The organism is Pedobacter sp. AC163, from assembly GCF_979258665.1.
Window position 1 is genome coordinate 5324918 of sequence record NZ_OZ409872.1, and the last position, 24937, is coordinate 5349854.

23 protein-coding genes and 1 tRNA gene are annotated in these 24937 nt (G+C 36.9%); 17 read left to right on the plus strand and 7 right to left on the minus strand.

The window, feature by feature from the left end; genetic code table 11:
• The first annotated feature begins 5 nt into the window (after window positions 1-5).
• The 17 genes from ACZZZK_RS23265 (at window position 6) to ACZZZK_RS23345 (ending at window position 21306) form a co-directional block, all read left to right on the plus strand.
• Entirely contained in the window at window positions 6-884 is an 879-nt protein-coding gene (locus ACZZZK_RS23265) for a hypothetical protein (protein ID WP_463486233.1), read from the plus strand.
• A complete protein-coding gene (locus ACZZZK_RS23270; protein ID WP_463486234.1) occupies window positions 884-1780 on the plus strand; it encodes a hypothetical protein in 897 nt (298 codons plus the stop codon). Before ACZZZK_RS23265 ends, ACZZZK_RS23270 begins: the two co-directional genes overlap by 1 nt.
• Window positions 1781-1791: 11 nt before the next feature.
• A complete protein-coding gene (locus ACZZZK_RS23275) occupies window positions 1792-2538 on the plus strand; it encodes a hypothetical protein (protein ID WP_463486235.1) in 747 nt (248 codons plus the stop codon).
• Between the two features lie 57 nt (window positions 2539-2595).
• Window positions 2596-4302 (plus strand): hypothetical protein, encoded by a 1707-nt coding sequence (locus ACZZZK_RS23280; RefSeq protein WP_463486236.1) that lies wholly within the window; start codon window positions 2596-2598, stop codon window positions 4300-4302.
• Window positions 4302-11450 carry a hypothetical protein gene (locus ACZZZK_RS23285; protein ID WP_463486237.1) on the plus strand — a complete coding sequence of 2383 codons (7149 nt, stop codon included), beginning with the start codon at window positions 4302-4304 and terminating at the stop codon, window positions 11448-11450. The genes ACZZZK_RS23280 and ACZZZK_RS23285 overlap by 1 nt, the downstream gene beginning before the upstream one ends.
• A 234-nt stretch (window positions 11451-11684) precedes the next feature.
• Window positions 11685-12167, plus strand: coding sequence for a hypothetical protein (locus ACZZZK_RS23290; protein ID WP_463486238.1), 483 nt, complete (start codon window positions 11685-11687; stop codon window positions 12165-12167).
• Window positions 12168-12178: 11 nt separating this feature from the next.
• Entirely contained in the window at window positions 12179-13018 is an 840-nt protein-coding gene (locus tag ACZZZK_RS23295; protein ID WP_463486239.1) for a hypothetical protein, read from the plus strand.
• 11 nt (window positions 13019-13029) lie between these two features.
• Complete coding sequence (locus ACZZZK_RS23300) at window positions 13030-14976, plus strand: hypothetical protein (RefSeq protein ID WP_463486240.1); 1947 nt, start codon at window positions 13030-13032, stop codon at window positions 14974-14976.
• Between the two features lie 30 nt (window positions 14977-15006).
• The gene (locus ACZZZK_RS23305) at window positions 15007-15147 is read left to right on the plus strand and encodes a hypothetical protein (protein WP_463486241.1); all 141 of its coding nucleotides are present in this window, start codon (window positions 15007-15009) and stop codon (window positions 15145-15147) included.
• A gap of 28 nt (window positions 15148-15175) precedes the next feature.
• Entirely contained in the window at window positions 15176-15694 is a 519-nt protein-coding gene (locus ACZZZK_RS23310) for a hypothetical protein (protein WP_463486242.1), read from the plus strand.
• Between the two features lie 83 nt (window positions 15695-15777).
• On the plus strand, window positions 15778-16122 hold the full coding sequence (locus tag ACZZZK_RS23315) for a hypothetical protein (RefSeq protein WP_463486243.1): 345 nt from the start codon (window positions 15778-15780) through the stop codon (window positions 16120-16122).
• The gene (locus ACZZZK_RS23320) at window positions 16112-16939 is read left to right on the plus strand and encodes a hypothetical protein (protein WP_463486244.1); all 828 of its coding nucleotides are present in this window, start codon (window positions 16112-16114) and stop codon (window positions 16937-16939) included. Before ACZZZK_RS23315 ends, ACZZZK_RS23320 begins: the two co-directional genes overlap by 11 nt.
• 6 nt (window positions 16940-16945) lie before the next feature.
• The gene (locus ACZZZK_RS23325) at window positions 16946-17416 is read left to right on the plus strand and encodes a M15 family metallopeptidase (protein WP_463486245.1); all 471 of its coding nucleotides are present in this window, start codon (window positions 16946-16948) and stop codon (window positions 17414-17416) included.
• 6 nt (window positions 17417-17422) lie between these two features.
• Window positions 17423-17695 carry a hypothetical protein gene (locus ACZZZK_RS23330; protein ID WP_463486246.1) on the plus strand — a complete coding sequence of 91 codons (273 nt, stop codon included), beginning with the start codon at window positions 17423-17425 and terminating at the stop codon, window positions 17693-17695.
• 2 nt (window positions 17696-17697) lie between these two features.
• Complete coding sequence (locus ACZZZK_RS23335) at window positions 17698-18168, plus strand: hypothetical protein (protein ID WP_463486247.1); 471 nt, start codon at window positions 17698-17700, stop codon at window positions 18166-18168.
• 13 nt (window positions 18169-18181) lie between these two features.
• Window positions 18182-20629, plus strand: a complete 2448-nt coding sequence (locus tag ACZZZK_RS23340) for a glycosyl hydrolase family 28-related protein (RefSeq protein WP_463486248.1) — start codon at window positions 18182-18184, stop codon at window positions 20627-20629.
• Between the two features lie 47 nt (window positions 20630-20676).
• On the plus strand, window positions 20677-21306 hold the full coding sequence (locus ACZZZK_RS23345) for a hypothetical protein (protein ID WP_463486249.1): 630 nt from the start codon (window positions 20677-20679) through the stop codon (window positions 21304-21306).
• Between the two features lie 69 nt (window positions 21307-21375).
• Here the strand turns inward: ACZZZK_RS23345 and ACZZZK_RS23350 are convergent, their stop codons facing one another.
• The 7 genes from ACZZZK_RS23350 to ACZZZK_RS23380 all read right to left on the minus strand — a co-directional run bounded on the left by ACZZZK_RS23350 (window position 21376) and on the right by ACZZZK_RS23380 (window position 24929).
• Window positions 21376-21660 carry a hypothetical protein gene (locus tag ACZZZK_RS23350; RefSeq protein WP_463486250.1) on the minus strand — a complete coding sequence of 95 codons (285 nt, stop codon included), beginning with the start codon at window positions 21658-21660 and terminating at the stop codon, window positions 21376-21378.
• A gap of 16 nt (window positions 21661-21676) precedes the next feature.
• Window positions 21677-21877 carry a hypothetical protein gene (locus ACZZZK_RS23355; RefSeq protein WP_463486251.1) on the minus strand — a complete coding sequence of 67 codons (201 nt, stop codon included), beginning with the start codon at window positions 21875-21877 and terminating at the stop codon, window positions 21677-21679.
• A complete protein-coding gene (locus ACZZZK_RS23360; RefSeq protein ID WP_463486252.1) occupies window positions 21874-22287 on the minus strand; it encodes a hypothetical protein in 414 nt (137 codons plus the stop codon). The genes ACZZZK_RS23355 and ACZZZK_RS23360 overlap by 4 nt, the downstream gene beginning before the upstream one ends.
• 153 nt (window positions 22288-22440) lie before the next feature.
• Window positions 22441-22809, minus strand: a complete 369-nt coding sequence (locus tag ACZZZK_RS23365) for a hypothetical protein (protein WP_463486253.1) — start codon at window positions 22807-22809, stop codon at window positions 22441-22443.
• Window positions 22810-22811: 2 nt separating this feature from the next.
• Window positions 22812-24092, minus strand: coding sequence for a tyrosine-type recombinase/integrase (locus tag ACZZZK_RS23370; protein ID WP_463486254.1), 1281 nt, complete (start codon window positions 24090-24092; stop codon window positions 22812-22814).
• Window positions 24085-24546: a hypothetical protein gene (locus ACZZZK_RS23375; RefSeq protein ID WP_463486255.1), complete on the minus strand. Its 462-nt coding sequence runs from the start codon at window positions 24544-24546 to the stop codon at window positions 24085-24087. Before ACZZZK_RS23375 ends, ACZZZK_RS23370 begins: the two co-directional genes overlap by 8 nt.
• Window positions 24547-24855: 309 nt before the next feature.
• Window positions 24856-24929: transfer RNA gene (locus ACZZZK_RS23380), tRNA-Arg, on the minus strand.
• Window positions 24930-24937: the final 8 nt, after the last annotated feature.

Genomic DNA, 24937 nt, shown 5'->3' on the forward strand with positions numbered 1-24937 from the left:
AAGAAATGGCTATAACAATAAACACAGGAAAACAAGGTTGGACCACATTAGAAGAATATTATGTGGGCGATGGTACATTGACTGGCCAAGAAAAACCAAACACAGTTGACGATTCAGATTACGTTCAGCCAATTGATAATACTACCGCTTGTCCATTACCCTTACCACCAACACCCGTAATTGTTCACGTTAATATCTCGAGAGATAATTCACCATATGTTGAAGGCAATTTAGGTTTAAGGAAAAATTCTGGAGCCGAAGAATTATTTACTTTTGCTGGAACTACAGATTCAGGTTTAGAATTTCTTGTAGGCGATGTGATGACCGTTCATAGCTTTCATTATCATTTATCGACAAGATGGCCGGATGATGCTTCTTTAACTATGAATGTGAGAGAAGGAGGTATTTCCGGGGATATAATCTACACAAATACCGGAGGTAGTGTAAGTGCCGCTGATGTAAACGTTCACCCCATTGAACTTACTGAGGCCGAATATACTATTGAGATAACGACTTCAAGTAATGATGCTAGCTTGAAAGTTCCTGTTATGGGCTACGAGTTGATCAATAACACTGCTATTGCTGATGGATTAATAAAGGTAAGCGCCATCGACACTACAACTTCATTAACGATGTTAGGGGCATCACCTTCTCAGGTAAATGTTCCAGCAACGGGAAGCGCACGCCAAGGCGCATACAATGTAAAGAATGATTCAAATACTCAAACAATACCAGTTCAGAATACTTCTGGAGTAAACATTGTTGTAACTGTAACTACAACACCAAATGGGGGAACATTTACTGATACACAAAATATCGCTGCAGGAGACACTCATAATTTTACAGGAGTTGATAAACAGGGTTTTAGGTTAACTGTGAACTAATGAATTATACGATAAACAAAAACTCGTCAATAGATATCGATCTTAGAGAAGCATATTCTGAGCAGGGATGGGTTGTGTCGGATGGTATTGCTTATCATGATGGCTGTAACCCAGGAACAATTAAAAGATTATTTGTTTTCGATGAAATTGGTATCTACACTTTTGAGTTTGAGGTCGGCCCTGTTACTTCTGGGATTATAAAGGTAATAGCAGGGGAAAACGAAGGTCCAGAAATCTCTACAGAGGGTAAATACTCAGTGAACTTAAATGTTGTTGATCTGAGCACTTTCGTAAAGTTCTATTCCACCGGAAAAAATAATGTAAAAGCACTACGCGTATTCCCTGTTGACCAAACGAGAAATGGGAAAACTCTTGTCTTTAATGAAGATGTTAACTTTTTTGGTGGTTACCATTCTTATGTTCCAGAATTCTACGCCAAGTATATTGATAGTTTGTTTACCTTTAGTGGCGGAACAATTTGGGAACAAGGTGTTAATCCTATTTTCAATAATTTTTTCGGAGTACAATATACCAGTCAAATTCAGTTTGTTGCAAATGCAAATAAAGAACTGAATAAACTTTGGTTTCAAATCAAAATTGATAGTAATGGTAGATGGAGTGCTCCTGAAATGATAACTGAGCCGAATGAAACCCATCCTCAAGGAATGAAAACTCGTTTACACGAGAATAATTTTGATCTGGATGGTGGCCAATATTGGGCTGACATAAAACGTGATATGTTGGATCCAAATTTTACTGATGAGTTGCAAGCTCTATTCGAAGGAAGAACTATTGAAGGTCCGATTTTAATCACAAAATTGGAAACGAAAGAAACAAAGGAAATTAAACTGAGAGGTGTATTCTTATACAGTTCTCCGCAGGATAGAAACTTTTAAATCATATAGTTATGGCATTTGATCCATGGTCCGCAGGAGCAGCAGCAATCCCTTCATTATTTCAAGGGATATCAGGTATTATTCAATCCAATAAAGGAAAGAAGATGGCGCAGAAAAATGTAAGGCCAACTTATTTTCGTCCAACGGAAGTAGGTCAAGGGCTTGCGTTGGCTGAGCAAAATTACTTCAATGGAAATATGCCAGGCACAACGGTTGCCAGAAATAACATTTCAGCATCAAGTGCTAATGCTATGGACAACATTGTTCAAGCAGCATCTTCTGGCGGCGATGTTCTCGATGGAATTTCAAAGGTTCAATTTAACGAAGGCTTACAAACAAATGATCTTGCTACTCAACAAGCATCCTTTAAACAAAATCAATTAAGACAACTTCAAGGTGAACTTGATGATAGTGCTAGATATGCCGATAAAGAATTTGCTTATAACCAAGATGCTCCATATCAAGAGAAAGCAGCTGCAGCAAGTGCGCTTATCGGAGCGGGTAATCAAAACACAGGACAAGCGGTAAATGATTTATCTTCTCTAGCTACTACAGTAGGTTTAAATGGAGGTTTTAAATCCGGCGAAAGTAGTGGGTTGGTTTCAGCAGCTAATCCAAATGGAATTTCAAGGTTCAAACCATTGAAACAAGAATTAGGGTATGGAAGAACTGATCAATACGGTTCTTTAGGCGTTAATCCAGGCTTGAGTAAGGCGATGGTTTGGGATCCGTACACTAAAAAAATGCGTGTACAATAACATAAAATATAAACAATATTATTATTTTATTTAGATTTACAATAATTTACATTTCCAATGGCATTAATTGAAGGCTTAAATTCCGTTTACAGAGGACAAGAGGGATCTGGTCAAGCATATGTTTTACCAAGAAACCAAGCCATTGGTGTGTATCAAGCTGGTATTGCTGATGCGAATGAACGTGAAAGATTACGTCAGGCTGCATTATTAAAACGTCAGCAGGAAATTTCAGATGCCAACGCAAAAGAAATTGGTGATTTAAAAATAGGTTCACATTGGGGCGCAAGGGCAAATGAGCTTCAAAAAGATTTTGATGCTCTAAATACTTATGCATTAACAGCAAGCCAGAACGGTAAATCAATAAATACAGATAGAGAATTTCTCCAAAAAAGAAACCAATTATTAGCTAAAGCATCTGCCACCAAAGATTTGCAAACAGCATACGAACGTGATGCCGCAATGGTAGGGAAGGAACCTGATCGTTTTGAAAACGGCATTCCAGTTTTACAATCTTACCAGAATGCTTCTATTGATGATTTCATGAGTGGTAAGTTCAAGCCACAAGAATTGAAGCGGATTTATTCTACGTCTGATGCAATCAAAGATTCTAACGGTCAAATATCCTACGTCAAACGTAATGATGGAACCTACGATACCACAAAAGTAAATCGCAGCGGTAATGTTGGCCAAGCTATTTCTTCTTTGAATACGCCGGCGGCAAAATATCTTATTGAAAAATCTGGAGGTGACACCGGCGCATACATTGGTGGTTTCCCTACGCGAACGCAAGATGGTAAAACGTATTTTAACACTGAAGGAAAAAATTTCGAAGATGCCGTTATCAATACCCTGGCTACAGATCCAAATTTACCAGCCTATCTTCAACAGAAAGGCTATGATGTAAGTAATACAGATGCAATCCGCAAATCGGCTTTTGATTTTGCAAAGAAACAAAACCAGGCAGCTGGCAGATACGTGAAAGATTATGCAGATAACCTTGAAAACAAAGCCACTACCGATATCACGAGGGTATTCGCCGCAGAACAAAACCAACGTGCTAGAAGCGCCGAAGGTAGAGCTATAGAAAGTCATAACCATAATAAATCTAAATGGGCTGATGAAGCGTTAGCCGCTAACCCTGATGCGATAGTATCCAATGTTATTACAAATGTTTCTGTTCCGAAATTAGGAGTACAAGGTAAGGAAATGAGGCCATCTACTTCTTTTGCTGCTTCAAACGTTGGTAATTCAAAAACACCATTTCTTCCTTTGTCAACTTTTAATCCTGAAACGGGTGAACAAACTAAAAATGCTTCTCCTCTTAATATTTCAGGAGGACAGGTTCATATTAAACCCGTTTTACGATTCAATGGTAACGAAACCATCCTAGATGATAAGATGCTTCGTTTAATGAAAGAAGGAAAGCTTATCATAAAAGGTAAAAAGGTGCCCAAAAATGGCAACATCCAATATGACGAACTATTGTATGGCGAAGAAAAGGTGCCGGCAGATCCAAACTATATTTTATCAAAAGCAACTTCAAGAAAACTCATAGTTCCTGTAACTGGCCAAGCCTTAGATAAGAAATTCGATAAAGCTTATGATCGAGTTAAGATGTGGGATACGGCAATTAAATCAATGCCGGATGAATCTGACAAGAAAAGAGCAGCACTACAAGTAATTCGTCAATATAATAAAGGTCAAAACTTTAGTGAAGCAGAATTAAAAGCGCAAGCAGCAAACTACCTAAATAGTATTCAGTAATGGAAAACAGCCAAAGTCAAGAGGATAATCCGTTTGTAATTAATAAAAAACCAGCAGCCGTAGCTACCCAACCAAAAAGGGTTTTCACTCCGGAAGATTTCGATGATGTAACGGATACTAAAAAAAAAACGCCCGTAGTTTCTCCAGTCGCTTCGCCGAATGGATTGGCAACATCTGGTACGCCATCACCCACTTTCCAAGCTCCGATTAATAAACCAGTTCCTGGTTCCGTAAATCCGTTTACAAGTTTTTCTTTAAATGATGTTGTTCCTTCTGATGTTAAGGAAGAAGTAATTAACAGAGAAAAGAATCCTTTTCCTGTAACAATAGGTAAGCCGTTAACAAACAATCCACTTAATGCAGGAATGCCTCAGTCAAATAATATGACTGAGCAAGCAAACCTTTTGATGAACAATGAGAGGATTAGCCCTGCATTAAAAACACAAACTGAGAAACTTAAACAAATTCAATCAGCTTACCAAGGGGATAAAAAGGAATTAGATAAGGGATTAAATGCCTTATCCTCAGATAGCGGTTCTATTACTACCGGTGTTGCAGATGAAAATCGTGATGGAAACCGGGCGACATACGTTTACAATAAATTACTGAATGGAATTGGTTCATTGGTCAATTTTGTTGGTGATTTAGGTGCTACAGTAATGGCTAATTCGCCAGATCAAGGTTATAGTTACAATGCAGATTTCCAACCTAAGCCGAGAACCGCCGAGGAAATTGCTTCGCAGAAGCAGATACTTACAGATTACCGTAAAGAAATTGCACCATTAGTTAGAAATTATCTTTCTGAAAAAATAGGTGGTGATATTGATGATGGCTTAACCGCAAGATATGATAATGAGTTTCTTACAAGTTCTATTGGTGGGGTAGCGCAATCGATTCCCGCTATGCTTGCGCCGGCACCAATTAGAATGGCGGCAATGATCGGTCAAGGTTACGATGCTGGACTTCAATCTGTAGAAGCAAATGATACCAATGGGGAAATTGATGATTTAACAAAAAGTATCTACGCTCTCGGAGTTGGTACCGTAAACGGACTTTTAGAAAAAGCTGGTTTTGATAGAATATTTGGGCCAAGAACAACCCAAATTTCCCAAGCAATAACTAATAGAGCTATTAGCGAAGCGGCTGAGGCTGGAGGTGGAAAAGTTACTGCTGATGCACTTACAAAATTTATAAATTCCAATTTAGTTGATTTAACAGGAAAGTTTGGAAAAGTAGGTAAACGAGCAGTTGAAGGTTTTCTGATTGAATTTGCAACTGGTTCCTCTCAGGAAGTAGTTACGATTGGTTCTGAATTGTTGCTAAATAAGCAAACTGGCAAGCCTATATTCGATACATCTGATGTTAAATCGTGGGATGGTATAATTGATAATCTCAAACGTGTTGCCTATGCCGGAGCACAAGAAGGAGTTGGTGGTGGAATAATGGGTGTTGGCGCATCAATTATTAATGGTGTGGCTGGCAGAAAAACAAAGTTGAACCTGGAATCTTATGAGCGCATCAATCAAGAATTAGAAGATCCGGGATTAAGTGAAAAGGCCAGAGAATACCTTGTTCAACAAAAAATTAAAATTCAAGAATTGTTAGCAGCCAATTCCGAAGCAGAAAATCCGACAGCCGAAAATAAGGCTGAGCTAAATTCAAACATTGAAACATCTGCAGCAGAACTTGAATCCTTATCAGAAGAACTTGCCAACGCAACCACTCCAGCAGAAGTAGCAGAAATAAAAGCTAGAGCAGAGAAGGCCTCTAAAACAGGTATTGAATCTTCACAGGAATTAACCAGCATTGCTGAAAATGATCTAGTACAAGATGATAAATCAGAAAGCAAATCAGTTATCTCTACAATTCCAGAAGGACAAAACTTTGAGGTTGGTTCCACCATTGAATTTGTTGATGCTGATGGTAAAAAAAGAACAGGGTTTTATAAAGAACAATTGGCAGATGGCCAATCAATCATCGCAACAGTAGAGGACGGTATTTACGATGAACAAATTGTAACCTTACCAAAGCCACCTGTGGAACCGATTCTGCCTAATACCATCGCTGATCAGGAAAATCAAAATATTAATAACCTTCAATTTGATACTGAGGCTGAACAAAATGCTTACCAACAAGCGGTATGGGAAGCAGAACGATTGGGATTAGAGGGTGAAAAGAAGTACGAATTCCTTCGCCAAAAAAGTGTGGAATTTAAAAACATTAACAATACTAATCAATCATCCGAAAAGGGAAGTGTCGATCAGTTAAGGCAACTTGATTATAACGAAAACAGCAGAGAGCAGGGCGAATCAGCATTGGCAACTTTAGCAAACATCGATTTTAACGATGAAACTTCCGTTAATCAAGGAATAAACGATATACTTAGTACAATAAATAACAAATCCATTCCAGATAATAAAGTTGATCAGGTATTAAGAACTAAAGAAAAGCTTATTGGCAACAATGATTATCGTAGCCAGGATTACCTTGAAAAATACATTCATTATACAACAAAGAATTTCAGTAATGATACAGAAGTCGAGGCTACTGAATTTACAGGAAAAACGCCCGATGAATTAGCTACAATGTATAATGAAGAAGTAAATGCTCCTTCTTTAACAAATATTGAATCAGCGATTGCTGATATGCCTTTCTCTATAAACCGCGAAAGCTATGGCGATATTGGTGATAAAAACAATATTACTGCAAGTAAAGCAAGAAGCTATTTTAAGAAAGATGCATTAAGTGCAGATCAGATTGCCCAGGAAATAAACGATACTAAGTTCGATGGAAACGAAGTTGTTACGCCACAGGATATCATTGATTTTATAGATAAATATCCAAATGGGCCACAAACCGTTAGGCAACCAAGTGGTAATGCTCGTTTACGCCAAATTAACGAAGCCTACTTTGAACAAACAGGAAAGAAACTTAATCAGCGTTCAGCTCAGGAAATTGTTGATGCATCATTGGAAACAATCAATAATACTCCAGATGAACAAATTGATGATATTGAAACTGAATTAACTCGTGTAATTGATTCAGAAGGCATAACTTTAAATAATATTGATTTTCTACAGGAACAAATGGAATTTCTCTATGGAGAAGAAGTATTTAATGACATAAAAGCACAACTAATTTTCGAAAATAATGAAACAGGAACAAGAAATGACAACCCAGGAGAAACGCAACTGGATCAAGAAATCGTTGAACCCGAAAGTACAGGAAATCTTGCAGAGATCGGACCAGAGGAAGTCGGAGGAACAACAACTGAGCCAGCAGCCGGAGATACCGAAGGAACAAAACGAATTGCCAGCGCAGAGCGATCAGTTGCCGATGCCACCAACCGAGTAGTTGAATTACAGCGTGAAGCCAGCAAGCTTCAAGAATCATTGAATAAAAATTTAAAGGAAAACCAATCCAACTTATTAGGTGATAATAAAACTCAATCATTATTCAATGATAAAGCTGATCAGCAAAAAATCGTTACTGATAAAGCAAACGAGTTACGTGAAGCTCAAAAGGAATTAGCTAAATCTCGTGAAGAACTTTCAGCCGCACAAGAAGCCGAAGGTCAATTTGATATGGAATTACCTGATTCAACAGCGGAAGTTAAAAAAATAGAAAAACTAAGAACAATAGAATTATATAATGTTTTTGTTAAGCCTTGGTATGATTTAAACAAAAAAGGTCCATTAATAGACTTAATTAAAAAAAATGACTATGAAGAGTTCATTAGGCGAAGTGGATTAAATAGAAATCAAAACGGAAGAAGCATGTGGTCTTTTTTTACCAAGCAGTTTAATGATATCAATTCAAAATATGACAAAGAGATAGAAAAACATACTAACACAAAAAACGTCAGACCACTCACGTCCTCTTTTGGATATAGCGGTGTACCTATTACACAAGATATCATCAGCTCTATAAAAAACCTTTCATCTGCAATAAAAAGCGCTCGCGAGTTCTTCCTAGATGATCAATATGCAAATAGAACTTTAGATTTTTTAGAAAGAGTGTTATCTACCAACAAAAACATTAGAATAGATGCTAATGCCTCAATTTCAAAGAACTTCGCAGGGTTGTATGTTACTGATACGGGTCAGGTTTTAATAAACTCTTCCAATTTGGAAGATGCTGACGAATTATTTTACACCTTATTACATGAATTAACTCATGCTGCAACTGAGTATGAACTAACCAATAATAACTCATTCAAAAAAGAGATTTCAGATGTTTTGAAGATTATAAGAGAAACTTTAGGATTACCCAATAATGAGAAAGATATTTTAAAGTTGATCGAAAGTAGACAGATTAATCCATATGAGTATTATGGGACATTAAATGAATTTGAGTTATTATCAGAAGTGTTTACTAATAAACGTTTTGCAGATAAACTAAGAACCATAAAATTTAAAGAAAAAAACCTGCTTCAAAGACTTTATGATACCATTGTGTCATTTTTTAAAGCTAAATTTTATGGGGAAAAAGATATTTCCCGGCAGAAAAACGACATACAAGATAAAGACCTTGCAGATTATTTGATGACGTTAAGTGAACGGGTTATTAAAGAAAGTAAAGTTGTTCCTTCGGAAGTGAATACCATTATTAATCCGTCAAAAGTTGAAATAGATGGCAAAGAAGTTGATTTGGCAAATACTAATGAGGATGCTGACGCCAAAATTATTGCGCAATCTGTTTTAAATCCGTTTAAGATAGTTTCTGCCATCCAAAAAGGTGTCAACAAACTTGAAACTGCAATATTCGAGAAGCTTACTTCTCGGATAACAAATGCAGTCGCAGATAATCTAAAAGCGTGGAGAACCTCCAAAAGCACTGCTAAACAATGGGCATCATCATTGGCATCTTCTGTTTTAGGCGGTATTGCCAGGAATGCGAATGATATCAATATGAAGCTTGGTTTAATCGGCGGCAAGAATATGGCTGTTCATAACATGAGTAAAATCATGAGAAGTCTTTATTCTATCGTTGACGGTAATACCGAAAGCTTAGAACGAGTTCATGTTGTATTGGATCCTGAATTTTATCAGCAAGGATTAGGAGGACAGACCAATATGAATAAGCCAAACGTTCCACCGAATTTGACATACAATGATTTAACTGCAGAAGAAAAACAATTATTTGATGAGGTAAGGAAAAATCTGGATGATGTTCACTTCAAAAACTTTGCTTTAGGCTTTATTTCACAAGATGTTTTCGATAAGTATAAAGGAACCTACGTTCCGCGTATGTACGAAACATTTGAATTACCTTCAGAGGTTCAAGAAGCTCTTGACAGCTATCAGGAACAAGTTGGCGACAAGTTAAACCTCAATCCCTTCAAGCGCAGAAAAGGGCTTGATGCACTTTCTGATGAAAGTAAAAATGCCATACTACGCGACCCTGTTTATCTGGTGGCAAAAAGGATGATGGAATTGGACACGAACAGTGCCATCATGACTTATATCAATCACATCAATCGTAACGCAAAAGAACTTGTTCATACGGGCACTGGTAATATTCCAGCAAATTTTGTTAAGATGGAAAGTAAAGCTTACGGAGCTTTGGATGGTAAGTATGTTGCATCATTTGTCGCCGAAGATTTAAAGGGATACATGTTTGTTAATAAACAACTCAATCTACTTTATGATGGGTTGAAAATGTACGATAGAACATGGGCTCGAAAAAGCATAAAGAAGGGGTTAACCGTACTTAATCCATTTGTACAGTTAGGTAACTTTACATCTAATATTGTTTTCGCTCAGATGGCGGGAATAGATTTTGTTCGTTGGTTTAGTGGCGCCAAAGCAGCTTATAAAAGTATTAAGGCAAAAGATGGTGATTATGAAGAATTATTGGCGACAGGCTTAATTGGAACTGATATTTTACGATCAGATTTGATGCCTAATACTGAGAACGCCAATTCTATATTGCAACAAGCTAAAGCGGAAGAAGAAAACTCCATTGGAAATAAAAACTGGAATCCATACAAATGGTGGAAAAAGCTGGATAAAGGCGCAATGGATTTGTATGGTGGTTCCGATGATTGGGCAAAAATTAATGCATACAAAATATTTAAGGCAGAAGGTCTGACAAATGAGCAAGCTCAGAAAAAAGTTTACGAAGGATTTCAAAATTATGCTACGGTAGGTAAGGCATGGGATGTTGCAAGTAAAACTCCAATTTTTGGGAATCCTTTCATTAAATTCCCTGCAGATTTAATGAGGATTACTGGTAATGCTGTGTCAAAAAAACCATTGAGTACAGCTTTGTATTTGGCCGGACTTTACATGCTTCCTCAATTGCTTAAAATCGGCGCTTCAGAATCGGAAGACGAAAAAGAACTTCGTGAGAGTAGGCCTTTCATCCCAAAAATGGATTTAGGTTTTGTGAATATTCCTTTGGTTTATAAAACTAAAATAGGAGAGGTTAATCTCGCCAGGTATCTTACGCCTTATTTCTACTTCGATAATGCAGAAGATGGCGCATTAAGTTCGATGGCCAGCAAATTTGCTCCGTTTAAAACAGTTACCATGCAAGGATATGGAAAGGGAAATGAGTTCGATGTTCCATTTGGTCAGGACCCGATTTTAGGTACGCTCTACAATATAATGATTGATACTGATTTTAGAGGTAAGTCTATTCAGGATCCGGACGCTACAAGGTACCGGGCTAGCGGCGTTACTGATCAAAAAAAGATGGAAAACAAAGCATCAAACGCTTTGAGGACATGGATTCCAAATGGTGGGCTTATTCAGGATACTTACTTGAACGCTAAGTATGGAGAAGATTTTTATGGCAGAACCCGAACCATGGCGCAGTCGCTGATTAATTTCGCTGTTAAGATTCAGGACTTTAAGGATGGTGATTATAAAAAGACAGCTGAAAAGCAATTGTTTTCCATCACGAATGACTTGCGTTCACAAGCTGAAACCATTAAGAATACTGCAGCCACAAACGCAAGAAAGATGCAACGCCTTCAAGAAAATTATAATGAAGGAAAGTTAACTTCATCTGATTACCAGAACAGTCTTGACCGTTTACAATCCGAATATCAGAAAAGCATCGAAGGTGGTTATAAGAATCTTGAAGAATTAAAGAAAAAGCAAAGTGACTTTCAGAAGAAATGGGCTAAGTTTCTTAAATAAAAAAGCGAAGTATAATGCTATTTATTCGCAAATTAATTGAAACTATATTTGTGTTCTTCCTAGCCTCATTCGAGGCAGTTGAAAATTAGATTGCTTGCACCAACGGAACGCCTAACATTAAATTGCTAGGCGTTTTTTTACGCTGTATTCTGCGAACTATAATGCTATGCCATATAAACTATATAACAACTCAAATAAGATAATTTTGTGTTATACATAATTATAGTATTTCAAATGGTATTTACTCCCGATCTTTCTGTACAACAAAGTGATGATGGTAGAACCATTATATACACAAACACTTCCAATTTTGGAACGAACGATCAGGGTTATCAGGAAAGTCAATTCACCACAAATCAATTGATTGTTAAAGATGCATACGGAGATGTAATTGCCACTATTCAATTTCCAACATCTGGATCCGATAAAAACATTATTCGTTTTCCAATAGAGAAAGATCAATGGATTGATGCCACTTTGATTTTGGCGGGCGTGGCAAGTTACACCAAATTAGTTCGCTCGGGATTCTACAGGATTTACATGCAAGCAGCTAAGCCTTATCTTCAAGGTGGATGTTGCCACATGAAACATTGTGATGCGTTCGGTAAATCTCAGTTATTCAAAGATGCTGCAGAAGATGCTATTCCAATTGGTGATTCAATCGAATTTCAAGAAAATATTGATGCTGCAAATACCTTCCTAAAAACCGCTGTTTAATTATGGTTGGTTTGGATATCATACAGGATGGTGTAAATAGAGCAAAACTTTATAATCTTTCCGAATTAAAAAAGCTTCGTGGCCGAATAAAAAAGGGCGAACGCCATTGTTCTTTCGGCGATCTTATTTGTATTCGTAGATGGATTAATGCCTTAACCTATGATATAGTCCAAAATTCTAACGATGATGGCACTCAGGCGATATATAAGTTATTGATGATGGGTATTCATGGCTTTGGCGGTTCATACCAATTAGATCCAAATGTAAACATTCCAGGTCGTGATGTTACGATAATTATTGATGGAGATGATCGACCAGATTGGCTAGATGTTTTTTGGGCTGATATGGAGGATAATGGAGAAGATGAAAGATTGATTTATTACAACCCTATCCTAATTGGATTAAATCCAATGATTCAAAAAGAGGGTGTTGTGATGTATCAAGTTGGTATTGACTATGAGAATGATGGATTAGGTACAATTACTTTCAATTCAGGAAAAGGATTTTTTGATGGCCAGTACTTTAGAATGGGCAACTATCAGCTTTATACGCCAACACCCGTAGATGTATTTATTATAATCCACAACACTACGGATAACGACATTACCGTTTATTTGCCAAATGGAGATAATCAAGTCATACCATCGGGTGATTCAATAACTATAGTAACGGATGATGGAGACATTATAGAGATAGGCTCAGATGAACCATTTAAGATTGGTGTAACAACCTATACGCCACCTGATAAATATCAGACCGTATCTAGTGGAGATCAGGAAATAACCGTTACCAATCCTATTACACCACCAACAGAACAATTTACTTATACATTTCCTTTTACACTTTCTTAAGATAAAATATTATGTCAAAAATAACAATACCACTAAAAGCAACAGGAGAACAGCTAACCGCAGAAGAGTTCAATCAAATCAAACCATCTGTTAATCAATTATACGATATTTTAGGGGGAAGAAAGATTAGTGTAGTGACTTATGGAGCTATAGGTGACGGAACTTACTTCAATGGGGCTTCAATGACATCAGGCTCTCCAGTGCTTACTGTAGCATCTCCAATATTTGTATCTGGCGATGTGAGTAAATATATAGAAGTAGGAGAAGCTGGTGTGTCTGGGGGCAGGTTGATAGGAACTATATTATCCTTTGTATCTGCAACGTCTGTGGTTCTATCTATTAACGCATCCAATACGGTTTCTGATAAGATAGGTTTATACGGAACTGATAATACTAAGGCATTTCAGGACTCAATGGAGGAATGTTTAATTGACGGCACGTATAATGGTATTGTTTATGTGCCTTATTCCACAAAGCCTTATCTATTTACTTCTTCACCAAGAAACGTTGACCCTTATGGGAATCCAGTAAATAATGCACAAATATATTTCCCTTATAGTGGTGGTTTTTCAGCAATCGACAACTTAGGAAGTATATCTCTTGTAGGGGAGTTACCGCCAAACCCATACTCTGATTACTTACCTAGATCGCAGTCGAACCCAAAGAAAGGCATAATATTGCAATCTACTATTAATCAGTCAAACGCATGTCTATTAGGGTTATCATATACGGATTTGGGCGGTATTTGTGACGGTTTAGCAGTTTTGATTAATAACACATTTATAAGTATAGTTAACATTAGGTGTAGGGTAAACTCTACAAATGGAGTTCTGGATGTTAAAAATAACATGAATGCAATAGATATGGAGTATGCTGGGATGATCGATATGTCTAATGTCGTTTGTGACAATGAGTCAGCACCATCTAAATCTATTAAACCTACAGAGGGATGGGGAATAAGAACTAAAAGCACATGTAATTGGGGTTATCAAAGTTTAAGAAATATTTATGTTGCAAATTACTTTAATGGTATATCGCTTTCTGAACATTCAGACAATCATAACCTTTATGTTGGTACATGTGTAAATGGTTATGTTGTTAAATCAAATATTCACTCTAGCTTTTCGTCAAGGATTCTAGCGCAATGGTGCGTAAATAACATCGTTTTTGAAGGAAAAGCCTTTATAGTAATTGGTGAATTGGATACAGAAAATACCTCTCTTGGGTGGATGAAAAACGAATACGATATTTTAGATAACAATACAGGTAGTTTCGCAAACATCAAATACCATATAGTTGGTCCTGAAAATTACTTAAATTCAGAACTAAATTATTTAAAAGCATCCCCATTTATTTCTCCTGGAATAAGGTATTCCAGAATTGGGGATAGCGATTATAAACCCTCAATCTCCACCGTCATATATGACGATTTTAATAGAGCAAATAATTCAATAAGTGCTGGAAACCTTGTGCTGCCGAATGAACCTTGGATACCATTGAGCGGTACATGGGGTATTTTGGATAATAAACTATACTGTTCCGTTTTAAATGGATCGCTTAGAACAAACAAATTACTATTTGACACTAAAAATGTCAGGTACACGATTGAATGTGATGTTGTCCTAAAAGCCTTGAACAGCAACGGAGGGTTAATAGTAAGAGGTGATCTTAACGGAGATTTTGTGGGTATATATCTTAACCCACAATTTATTCAAGTTTATGCCTTTGATGATGAATATCAAGTTTTAGGAGCAACAGCAAGGGTAACTCCTATAAATACTAATTTGTCTATCAAGGTCAAGGTCGATATAAATTATATCTATGTATTCATTGATGGAAATATTGTTTTGGAAGTCAATTCGATTAACAAAGGCTTAAATACTTTCGTTGGCTTTGTGATCGAGGATGGCGGGCCAAATGGAGGGGGGTATGAGTATGATAATTTTAAGGTTAGTTAGGTTTTTTGGTTACGAGATGGTAAAAAAGTTTTGTTTGAGGGATGTATACCAACAGCTTCAACAGGTGTAGGAGCGAACGGTCAGGTAGCAATGGACTCCAACTATTGGTTTGGTATGCAGGCGGAAGGTGGAACAGGACATCGCGTGATTATTCCTGGTAGAACAATTTAAATATAATTCTTAACTTAAATAAACAGCTATGAAGCTTATCCCAACGCTAAATCCCTTTAATGGCACGTTAGCAAAATTCTTGGCAAGTACAAGAAAATTCAGTTCAATCTCGCAATTATTTGTGAAGGAAGAACCACACAACTTTTATTTAGGTAATGAAGTTGATGTACCATCTGCATTGATGCCTTTCCAGACTTCAGTTAAAACGCATCGTTTGGTAACGCAGAATGCAACAGGTAGTTTAACAGTTGCTCAGCTGAAGGCCGGTGTAATTACAAGTACATCTTCGGCCGCTGTTACGGCAACGTTACCAACTGCAACAACTTTAGCTACGGCATTAAAAGCTGCCCGAGGAACATGGTATGAATTCGCTGTAGATAATTCGGCAGGAGCGAACGCTGTAACTTTAGGTTTAGCAACTGGTATTACCGCTGCAACTGCGGTTATTACTGGTGGAGATTCATTGGTAACTGCTGCCGGCGCTGTAGGTATCTTCCGTTTATACTTTACATCTGCTACAGTAGCAAAAATTTATCGTCTAGGATAGAAAGCTTTAAGGCGTAGGGAAACTTACGCCTTAAAATATAAACGATTAATATAATATTATATCATAACCGAATATGCTTGTCGATGTCAGAGCAATTACCAGAAATCCCAACAGTAGACCAGATACAAAAATTTCCCTGGGCGGCAGTGAGCAAGGTTCAATTTGGGGTGATTATTCTCCTTCTCGTATTCATCTTAAATAATAAGGGTGGACTTAAAGAAGAAGAACGATCAGAATTATCAAAGCAAGTGGCTGAGGCGAATGAACGAACCTTTAGAGTTCAGGAAAGCAGGATAGCCGATTATAAACTGAATGAAGATTTAAAACGTGATTTGAGATCAGCGAGAGATACGATAAGCATGGTAAAAGTAAAACTTAATTCCGGACTTATTCCGCCGGCACAAAAAATCCTAAAAGATGAAAAATAAAGCAATTTTATTATTTGGCATAGCCGGATGGCTAACGGCAGGATATTTTGCGTACTGCAATTATAAACTGGATGATAGGCTTAAAGAGCTAAATACCATTGTGGTCAAAAGCAATAAAATATTTGAAAAGGAACTTCCTAAAGTGGCTCAGGGCATTAAGGAGATAAAGGAAGCGGTTGATACCGAACACATAGAGCAGGAGCAGATACCGGTTCCGGCGATTGACGGTTCAGCCCTTGATAAAAAGATGGATACCGTTCAGCTGGCCCTTGAAAAACAATTGAGAGATCAGTTCAAATTTGAGCGTAAATCAATGCGTGACAGTATTGATATGTTTCGTTCAAAATTTTTAAACGCAACGACACAATTAGCATTAGCAACAGAAGCAAGAAGGAATATCATTGTCCAAAACATTAAACCTGGACAGCAGGGAACAAATAAAGATGCCTTCATCAACTTCTATGAATTTGCTACCAAACGTAACCCTAAAAGTCTTTTCAGTCCGGAGCGAAACTATTTACGCATTACGAATAGCATAGACACTTTCAAAGTAAATAATCTACCATACTACGATTACGAATTAAGGAACGATAATATTTATCAGCTTATGATTCAGTTGCGTGGAGCATATAACCCAACAAGCAATCGGTCATCAGTTGGAGTAGGCGCAGAGCTTAAAATCAATAACGTTTCAATAAACGCGGTTCTCAATTTTAACTCTACTCAGGGCAATCAAAACATATCCGGGGAGAAGCAACACAGATTTACCCCGGCCTTTGGTGTAAGATACGATTTATTCAAATTTCCATTTAACTAATAAGTCATGATAACTACATCCGAATTAAATAAAAAGTATGGCATCCCAAATGCAACTGGTAAAGGATATTTAACGACTATCACTTTGCCATATAAAATGCGTGTAGCATGGAATAGAAAAACTTACATAACGAAAATGCAGTGCCATAAATTGGTAGCTCAGGCATTTTTAAATGTTTTCAATGATTTATTGGCTCATTACGGATATGAGAAAATAGTTGAATTAGGTATTGATCTTTATGGAGGGTGTTTCAACTACCGATTAATGCGTGGTAGTACCACTACTTTATCTCGCCATTCATGGGCAACGGCGTTGGATTTAGATCCAGATCGTAATCTACTTCATGAAACAGCAAAAACAGCAAGGTTTGCACGTCCTGAATACAAGCCTATGATTGATATTTTTTACAAGCATGGGTTCATAAGTCTTGGTAGAGAAAAAAACTATGATTTCATGCACTTCGAAATAGCTAAATAATACATTATGGAAAAAGTTATAATTGAAAATAAGGCAGTTCCCGTTGAGGATACTGTGGTCAAATTTGGTTTAGGCCAAATCACAAAAACAACGCCCAAGATTGCTACTCAAATCTTTCGGGTAGTCCTATATGCGGTTGCAGTTGGAAATTTAATCATTGATGTATTCCCGGAAATACCATTTGAAACTAAAGGTATCATTGCTATGTACTCGATCAAAGCGGTAGCGTTGGTTCATGGTTTATCCAAAATGTTTGGATTGGATGTAAAGGAGGTGTAATCGTGAAGCAAGCAATCGTAATATTTCTATTAATTTTTCTTTCGGCATGCGCTTCCAGGAAAACAAAAACTGATATCAGCAAAACAACCGAAAAAGATAAAGTTGAACAAACCCAATCTGGAAAGGTAGAATCAAAATCTGAAACCAAATCATCTGAATCGATTGTTGATCAAAAGGATAAAGAGAAGGTTGAAACCACAACCAAAGTTAAGGAAGTTTTAAATCCCGATGGCAGCGTAAAAGAACGCACCACAACAACTTCAAATAAGAAGTCAACAGATAAGTCTACCAAAACGACAAATCGCACCTTAGAGATTAAAACCTCGTTTATCTACACCTACAAAATCCGTTATACCCGCGAAATCACCAAAGTTGTCAAAATAAAAGTCAAATCAATATCAACAAATAATTATGGCTGGATAGCTTTTGCTTTAGTCGTAGCATATTTAGTTTACCTAAGGTTTAAAAAATAAATAAACATAACTCATGAAGATAGAAATTACAGCCAAAAATACGGTTAAGATTACCGATAAAAACGGCAAGCCAAAATACAACTTGGTTGGGTATAGTCTAGAAACAGATTCTGGTACAGGTACTAGAATGTATGCTACCAATGGTACTAATCGAGTTCTAATATCTGGTGTTACAGCATTAATTAAAGAGGGGGTAGAGACTGCTTGGAGTGGAAACTTTAATCAATTATTCAACGAGCTAAGTGATAATTTTTTTATTAGGGTAAGTAGTGGCGGTACGACCGATGCCTCAAAATTAACAGGTACTTTGCCAGATGCTGTACTATCCGATAATGTAGCATTGAAAGCCGAAGTTAATAAAACATTAGTAGGCTTATCAAATGTAGATAATACTTCTGATACAAGTAAGCCCGTATCTACAGCCCAACAAACAGCTTTAAACGCTAAAGCTAATAACATAATAACAGGCTATGTAAGTGGCGCAGGTTCTGTATCCGCTACAGATACGGTTCTACAAGCAATTAATAAACTTAATGGGAATACAGCTACCAAAGCAAATACAAATTCTCCTGCTTTCACAGGTATCCCAACAGTTCCTTTAGCTGTTAATGATGCAAGTAATCCCAATCAAGCAGTCAGTAAAACATTTGTACAGGCTTTACAGGTTTTGAAGCAGAACGTATTAACAAGTGCCGACCAATTATTCACAATCAATGGGGTTGCTGCCAACTTTATGGGAAGCGTAAACTTACCTGGCGGTGGTGATGTTAATACCACAGGAATTCAGAACATTACAGGTAAGAAAACTATATATGACGCCAATTTGAGAAGGCCCTTTATTACTGATATTCCCGGTGCCCTGGGTGATGGTGTAGCAAATGATCAGCCTACAATACAAGATGCGGTTTATTATGCGAGAGACAATAAAAGGGATATCATATTACCGCCCGGCACTTTCTTATTAAAGTCAAACGTCGGGATACCTAAAAATATGCACTTTAGGGGTTCAGATAATGGTTTAACAATTCTTAAGTTTGATGAAACCTATGTGGGTATAAATGCTTTGTTCGACCCAAACGGAGAGGGTAAAATAGGGTTCTCTAATATGATGATTACAGGGAATGCCAAAAAGATTGACGGTATTTTCAAAATCAACTCATTCCCAAATAAGGTTTCGGATTTTACTTTTACCAATGTTATCTTCCAAGATGTTTGGGCTGATTGTATTAGCTTTCAGGGTGCAGGTGAAAGTCACTCTAGTGATAGATTAACAATTAAACATTGTGTTTTCAATAATATTGGAGACCCAAATAACATGAATCAGTTCACTGATAATGATGCAACCAAAAGCAATGCGATCAGTTTAGAGGGTTCTCTTAGGGTAATTATTGAAAGTTGTTATTGTGATAATACCAGTGGACGATTTCTTTGGGGTAGAGGTTATAGTGGTGATGGTAACGTTCCTTATAATTTCATGAATTACATCGTTACTGGTTGCCATTCCCAAAATAACTTTATGGCTGTTGAATTAAACGGTAATAAGTTAGGAGCCCAATTAAAAATCCAGGGTTGTACATTTAAGTATGCTAAACGAAATGGTGGCTTTTTGGTATCTATTGATTCAGCACAATTTACTTTAGATAACCTAACCCTAAAATCCATCGATCGAAGTGCGTTAGAGGTCACAGGAACAAGTAGTGGCCAAATTAGTGGAGGATCATGTGAGATTGTACCCTACTCAACGACAAGCGGTGGAATTGCCCCAAGTGCAAAAGTGGGTAATATCGCTTTCGTAGAAATGTATGGATTCCAATTAAAAATAGATGGAGGTACTTATACCTACCCCTTTGGAAGAACAGGTTTTCATGCCACAACTCCAGATGACTTTAGGGGGGTTAAACTGTGTTCAAGGACTACTGACCCTACATATCAACCCTTATCTTATGATGGCATAAGTGACTTTGCCGCTTATGTTGATCTTACTGCGGTTACAATAACGGGGTTTACAGATAGAGCAATTGATGCAACCGTTGAAAAATGGAGAAAGGTTAATACTAATGCCTGTACATTTAGAAGTAGGAATTGTCGAGATAATGTTATCCCTATTTGGGGTTATAATTGGATTATACAAGATTGTATATTTGATTTAACGGGTAGTACAGCTGGTTCAGCAGGAGTTGTATCAGTTAATGTAGCCCAGTCAGATAACACTTTCTCTCTATTCCATAATAATACCATTATCAATGATACTTGGAAAGTCCTTAATCAGGATAAGTTAAAAGCTTTCAAGAATACTTTCCAAACAACGAGTGGACTTTCTTATGTAGATAGGCTAAGCGCCTCAATGACGTTAGCGGAAAGAAACACATTAACCGGGTTAAGTGCAGGTGTGGTAATTGAACAAAGCGATAGTACTCCTGGGTTGTATCGATACAATGGATCAGCATGGGATAAGCTATAAAAATAAAGCCTCTCAAAAAATGAGGGGCCTTTTATAAATTGATGAATATGCAAGATGATCCTAAAAAGCCTAAAAAAGTAAATCCAAAGGATGCGGCTGTAAGCAACGTTAAATTTGCAAAGACCAAAGCATCCTCCGGACCTTCTATCAATGTTCAAAATGCTGCCATGGTTAATACGCCATTTCAGCAAGGACCATCTATGCCAACAGCGGCGCCAGTAAAGTCGATCACCCTTAACCCAGATGATAGGGCTTATTGGAATGAGTTTACTGATTATATAGCTTCAAAAGGATTATCCGGATCACCTGAACTTGATAAACGTGATCAGAATTTAAGCAGGAAACTGTTTGATGAATTTAAATCCGCCAACGGTGCCAAATACAATTACGATGAGTACGTTCCTGCAATTCAAAAAGAAATATCTGATTATAGAAACGTACTCATCAATAAGGTTAAAGCCGGTCAAATGAAAATGACAGCGCCAGATGGAAGTTTATTCAATGGCGATGTAAATTCATTCGATTACGATAACAACTATATGCCCGGACTTTCCGTTGTTGATGGATGGGCCGGAAGCAAAACAACAGGGTTTCGGTTTCCTGGAGTGAAGCGTTCTGGTAACGAAATATCGCCTCAGAGATACAAAGAACTGTATTCTGCTAACATTAAAAGGTAAATATCGGCATATTAGCCGATAATTGAGAATATCGGGCTTTTAGCCGATACTGCTTAAACTCTATCTTTATCATTTGGTTACAATTTTTATAAATCTATTAAATTCCTCTTCTATAGCTAACTTGCATTCATCAACAGATTCAAATATTAACTTTATATGAAATGGAAAATTTGATTGGAAATAAAATTTATCACCTAACTTCTTAATCCATCCCAACTCAAAAACACTTAATTTTCCATCAATAAAAATTGTAGATATACTGGAATAATCACCTACGTTTGCAGTTATGCCCCACCTGCCTAATTTATCATCATCTAAAGTTTCAGAATAACGATTTACCCATGTTATTTTCATAATCCCGATGTCTTTATCATTTGGTTTTAAGCTTGATTGGATGAAATGTTTCTATGTCACATTTTTTACAGTAACACCAAACCTCCCATCCTCTTAATGCCTCTTCGTCACCTGTATAAACAGTTTCATAAGTATCGCACTCTTTCTGACAATCCATACATACAAATCTTATTTCTTCCAAATCTTCTGTTGATGGGTCAGGCATATCGCTTTTCATAATCCCGATGTGTTAAGTTCTTGACTGCAAAGCGCGAAGTAAAGATTTTGGAGTTGGTGGAGGTAAGTAACTTCCGCTATTTTAGCTGATAAAACATAATTGAATACTATTCTTTTACCGGACAATTCGCTTTTTTTAGTAATAAATAACCTACTGTCTCCGTTAGGATATTTTTCATAGCTATTACATTCTTTATTCCAAATCCAACCTAACTTCAAAAGTATTTCTTCTGAAAGGGGGATGGGGACATAATTACAACCAAACCTGGCAAATCTATCTTCTGGATCACTTGGCTCATTTTCGTTATAAATCAAATCATCTAGTATCTCTAAATCAGTAACCTTGATAGATTCTGATTCTTCATGGCACCACCATATTAAATTACCTATTCTTAATTCGCTTGCTTTCATATTACCAATCAATTCTAATTATATATTGACAATTATCGCTTAATGATGAACCCCAAAATCTAGCTTCTGCTTGTTCAACATTATTAGCCTTTACTGTTTTACTTTCAACTGTAAATTGTGACCAAAGTGGATAATAACTTATAGTAAACGTTTTCATAATCCCGATGTGTTAAGTTCTTGCCCCGACATAGAGTGCCAAACATTTTGTAATTCGTGTAAATACTTAAATCGATCTCCAAAGTAAATACCTCCAATTTCGCAATAAGGTATTTTCGAATTAAATCTAATTTTTATTTCCAATGCTCCAATTTTGCTATTGAATCCGCTGTAATTGTTATCCTTCATGAACCTACACTTCAAAAGTATTTCTTCTGAAAGGGGAATGCCTGAATACTGATCTTTAAATTTTTGGTGTTTAATCATTTCAGGAAACAATAACCTTTCAAGAGTAGTGAGTCCAACACTAACAATCTTATCCTGTAAATAGATCAAATTACCGATTCTTAATTCGTTCGCTTCCATTATTACCCAGCTTGTTTATCTTCCCGAACTACCTTCATTTCTGGGAATTTCTTGTTAGTTAAATTTTGAATCTCGTTAGCGACAAAACGATGCGATGCCTTGGCGTAAGTTGTTCGCGTAGTTTTGGAATCGGTATGACCGAGAATCTGCGCAATTGCATCAATGCTTACTCCGTTCTCCATGGCTAACATTGCGAATGAATGGCGGGCGACATGAGAGCTCACCTTAATGTTTTTTATTCCTGCTAATCCAGCTAAATCTTTCAGATATTCATTAACAGTATTCAGGTGAACATTTGGGAAAAGCGTGTTATTCTTAACACATGGTGGATAATCCCAATACTTATCGATAATTTCCTGTACCGGTGGTAGGATTGGTATTTTACATTTAGTGCCCGTTTTAATCCTTTCAATGGTTAACCACTTCTGTCCATCCGAGAGGGTGGTGCCAATATTATCCCGGGTAGCTGCGGTGATATCGCTGTGGGCCATACCAGAAAAGCATCCTACGATAAACCGATCAAGAACCATCTGCCACCGAGGTGAATTTAATTTCAGATTTCTCATGGCTTCAACCTGTTCCTCAGTTAAACCTTCAGATGTTGGATCAACCCAATTCAATTTTATATCCACGAATGGATCTGATTTAATCATCCCTCGTTTAAAAAGATAGTTGGTTACTTTGTGGAGTTTCTTTAATACACCTGTGGCACTATCGGGATGCATTGGTCCGCCAGTGAAGTAATTCCCTTTCTGCAATAGCCAGGTTCTAAAATCCTGTATGAAAGAATAATCCAGTTCAGTAATGAACATATCTTTCCTGCTGAATTTATCTCCCATGAACGAAACCAATTTCTCTTGCATCTGCTCGTACTTGCCCAAAGTTCTTTGAGAAAGGTTCTTTTCAATATCAATCTGCTGCTGAAACATTTCATTATGGCTTTTTATCGCCGCGAGTATGGTTATCTTCTGTTGTGTTTTGCCAAGAAAGATGTTTTTAATGAGCTCAGATGAAATATCTTTATCTTCTTTGAGAAGATCATCGAAAATATCATTAAGCTTTGCCTCGCTTCTTGAAATGTAAAGGTTTACCCTTGTAGCTTCTGCAGATTTACCCATTACCTGTTTCCGCATGGAATTCCATTGTTTTACATCAACGGTATGGCCAGATGAGAAGTCGGCAATATCTTTATTCGGTAAAGTCAATCTGATTTTTAATGCAGCTTTACCTTCTTTGTTAGCCGCGGAGGCACGAACCCAGAATAGAATGTTTAGCTTACTCATCGTTTGATACATTTAATTTAACCCAACCATATTCGATTAGCTTTTCAACACTCAATCCCATGTAAGGAAGTGCGTAGCCTTTTGATCGGAGGTAATCTATAATCCTTGCCTGCATTATGTCGGGTTTTTCTAATAAAGGCTTAACGGTGTTTTTAAAACAGTATAGAACATTTTCGAATGGTGCTGATACCATCTCTAAATGAAGTAGGCTTATTTTTATTTTATCTTCATCTGTTATTGATGAAAGGGGTTTGAGTTTTAAAGAGCCGTATTTTATTAACAGGCTTAAATCTTTCTCATTGTTCATAGAAAACCACCAAGTAGGTTCTTTTTCTTCAATATATTTACCCTTAAAAACACCTGTCAATTTTTGTGTACTTCCGTCCGTTATGTGAACATCAGCTCCTATGTTTTGAGCAAAGAACTTTGTTTTGTTTTCTAATGTGTTTTCCATAGAGTTTCATTTATAAGAAAATCAGATATTGGCTAATAGAAAAATGAATGCTTATGTAGCCTAATCTGTTAAAAATTAATAATTGTCTTGCAGAACAAATATATGATATTTTATATAAATATTAGAATATCAAATAATAGGTGCTTTTTTAAGCGAAATAACAAGGTAGGCACTACATAAAGCACCAATGTGTTTTATGTGTGTTGAATTGTGTTAAGGCTAAATGGAATTTTCGGGAAACAAAAAAGCCTTAAATTGTTGTATTTAAGGCTTTTTGATTTAAATTGATAAAAGAGAAACTCTTTTTTGTACCCCGGAAGGGACTCGAACCCCTGACCCTCGGTTTAGAAAACCGACGCTCTATCCAGCTGAGCTACCGAGGCCCGTTTTG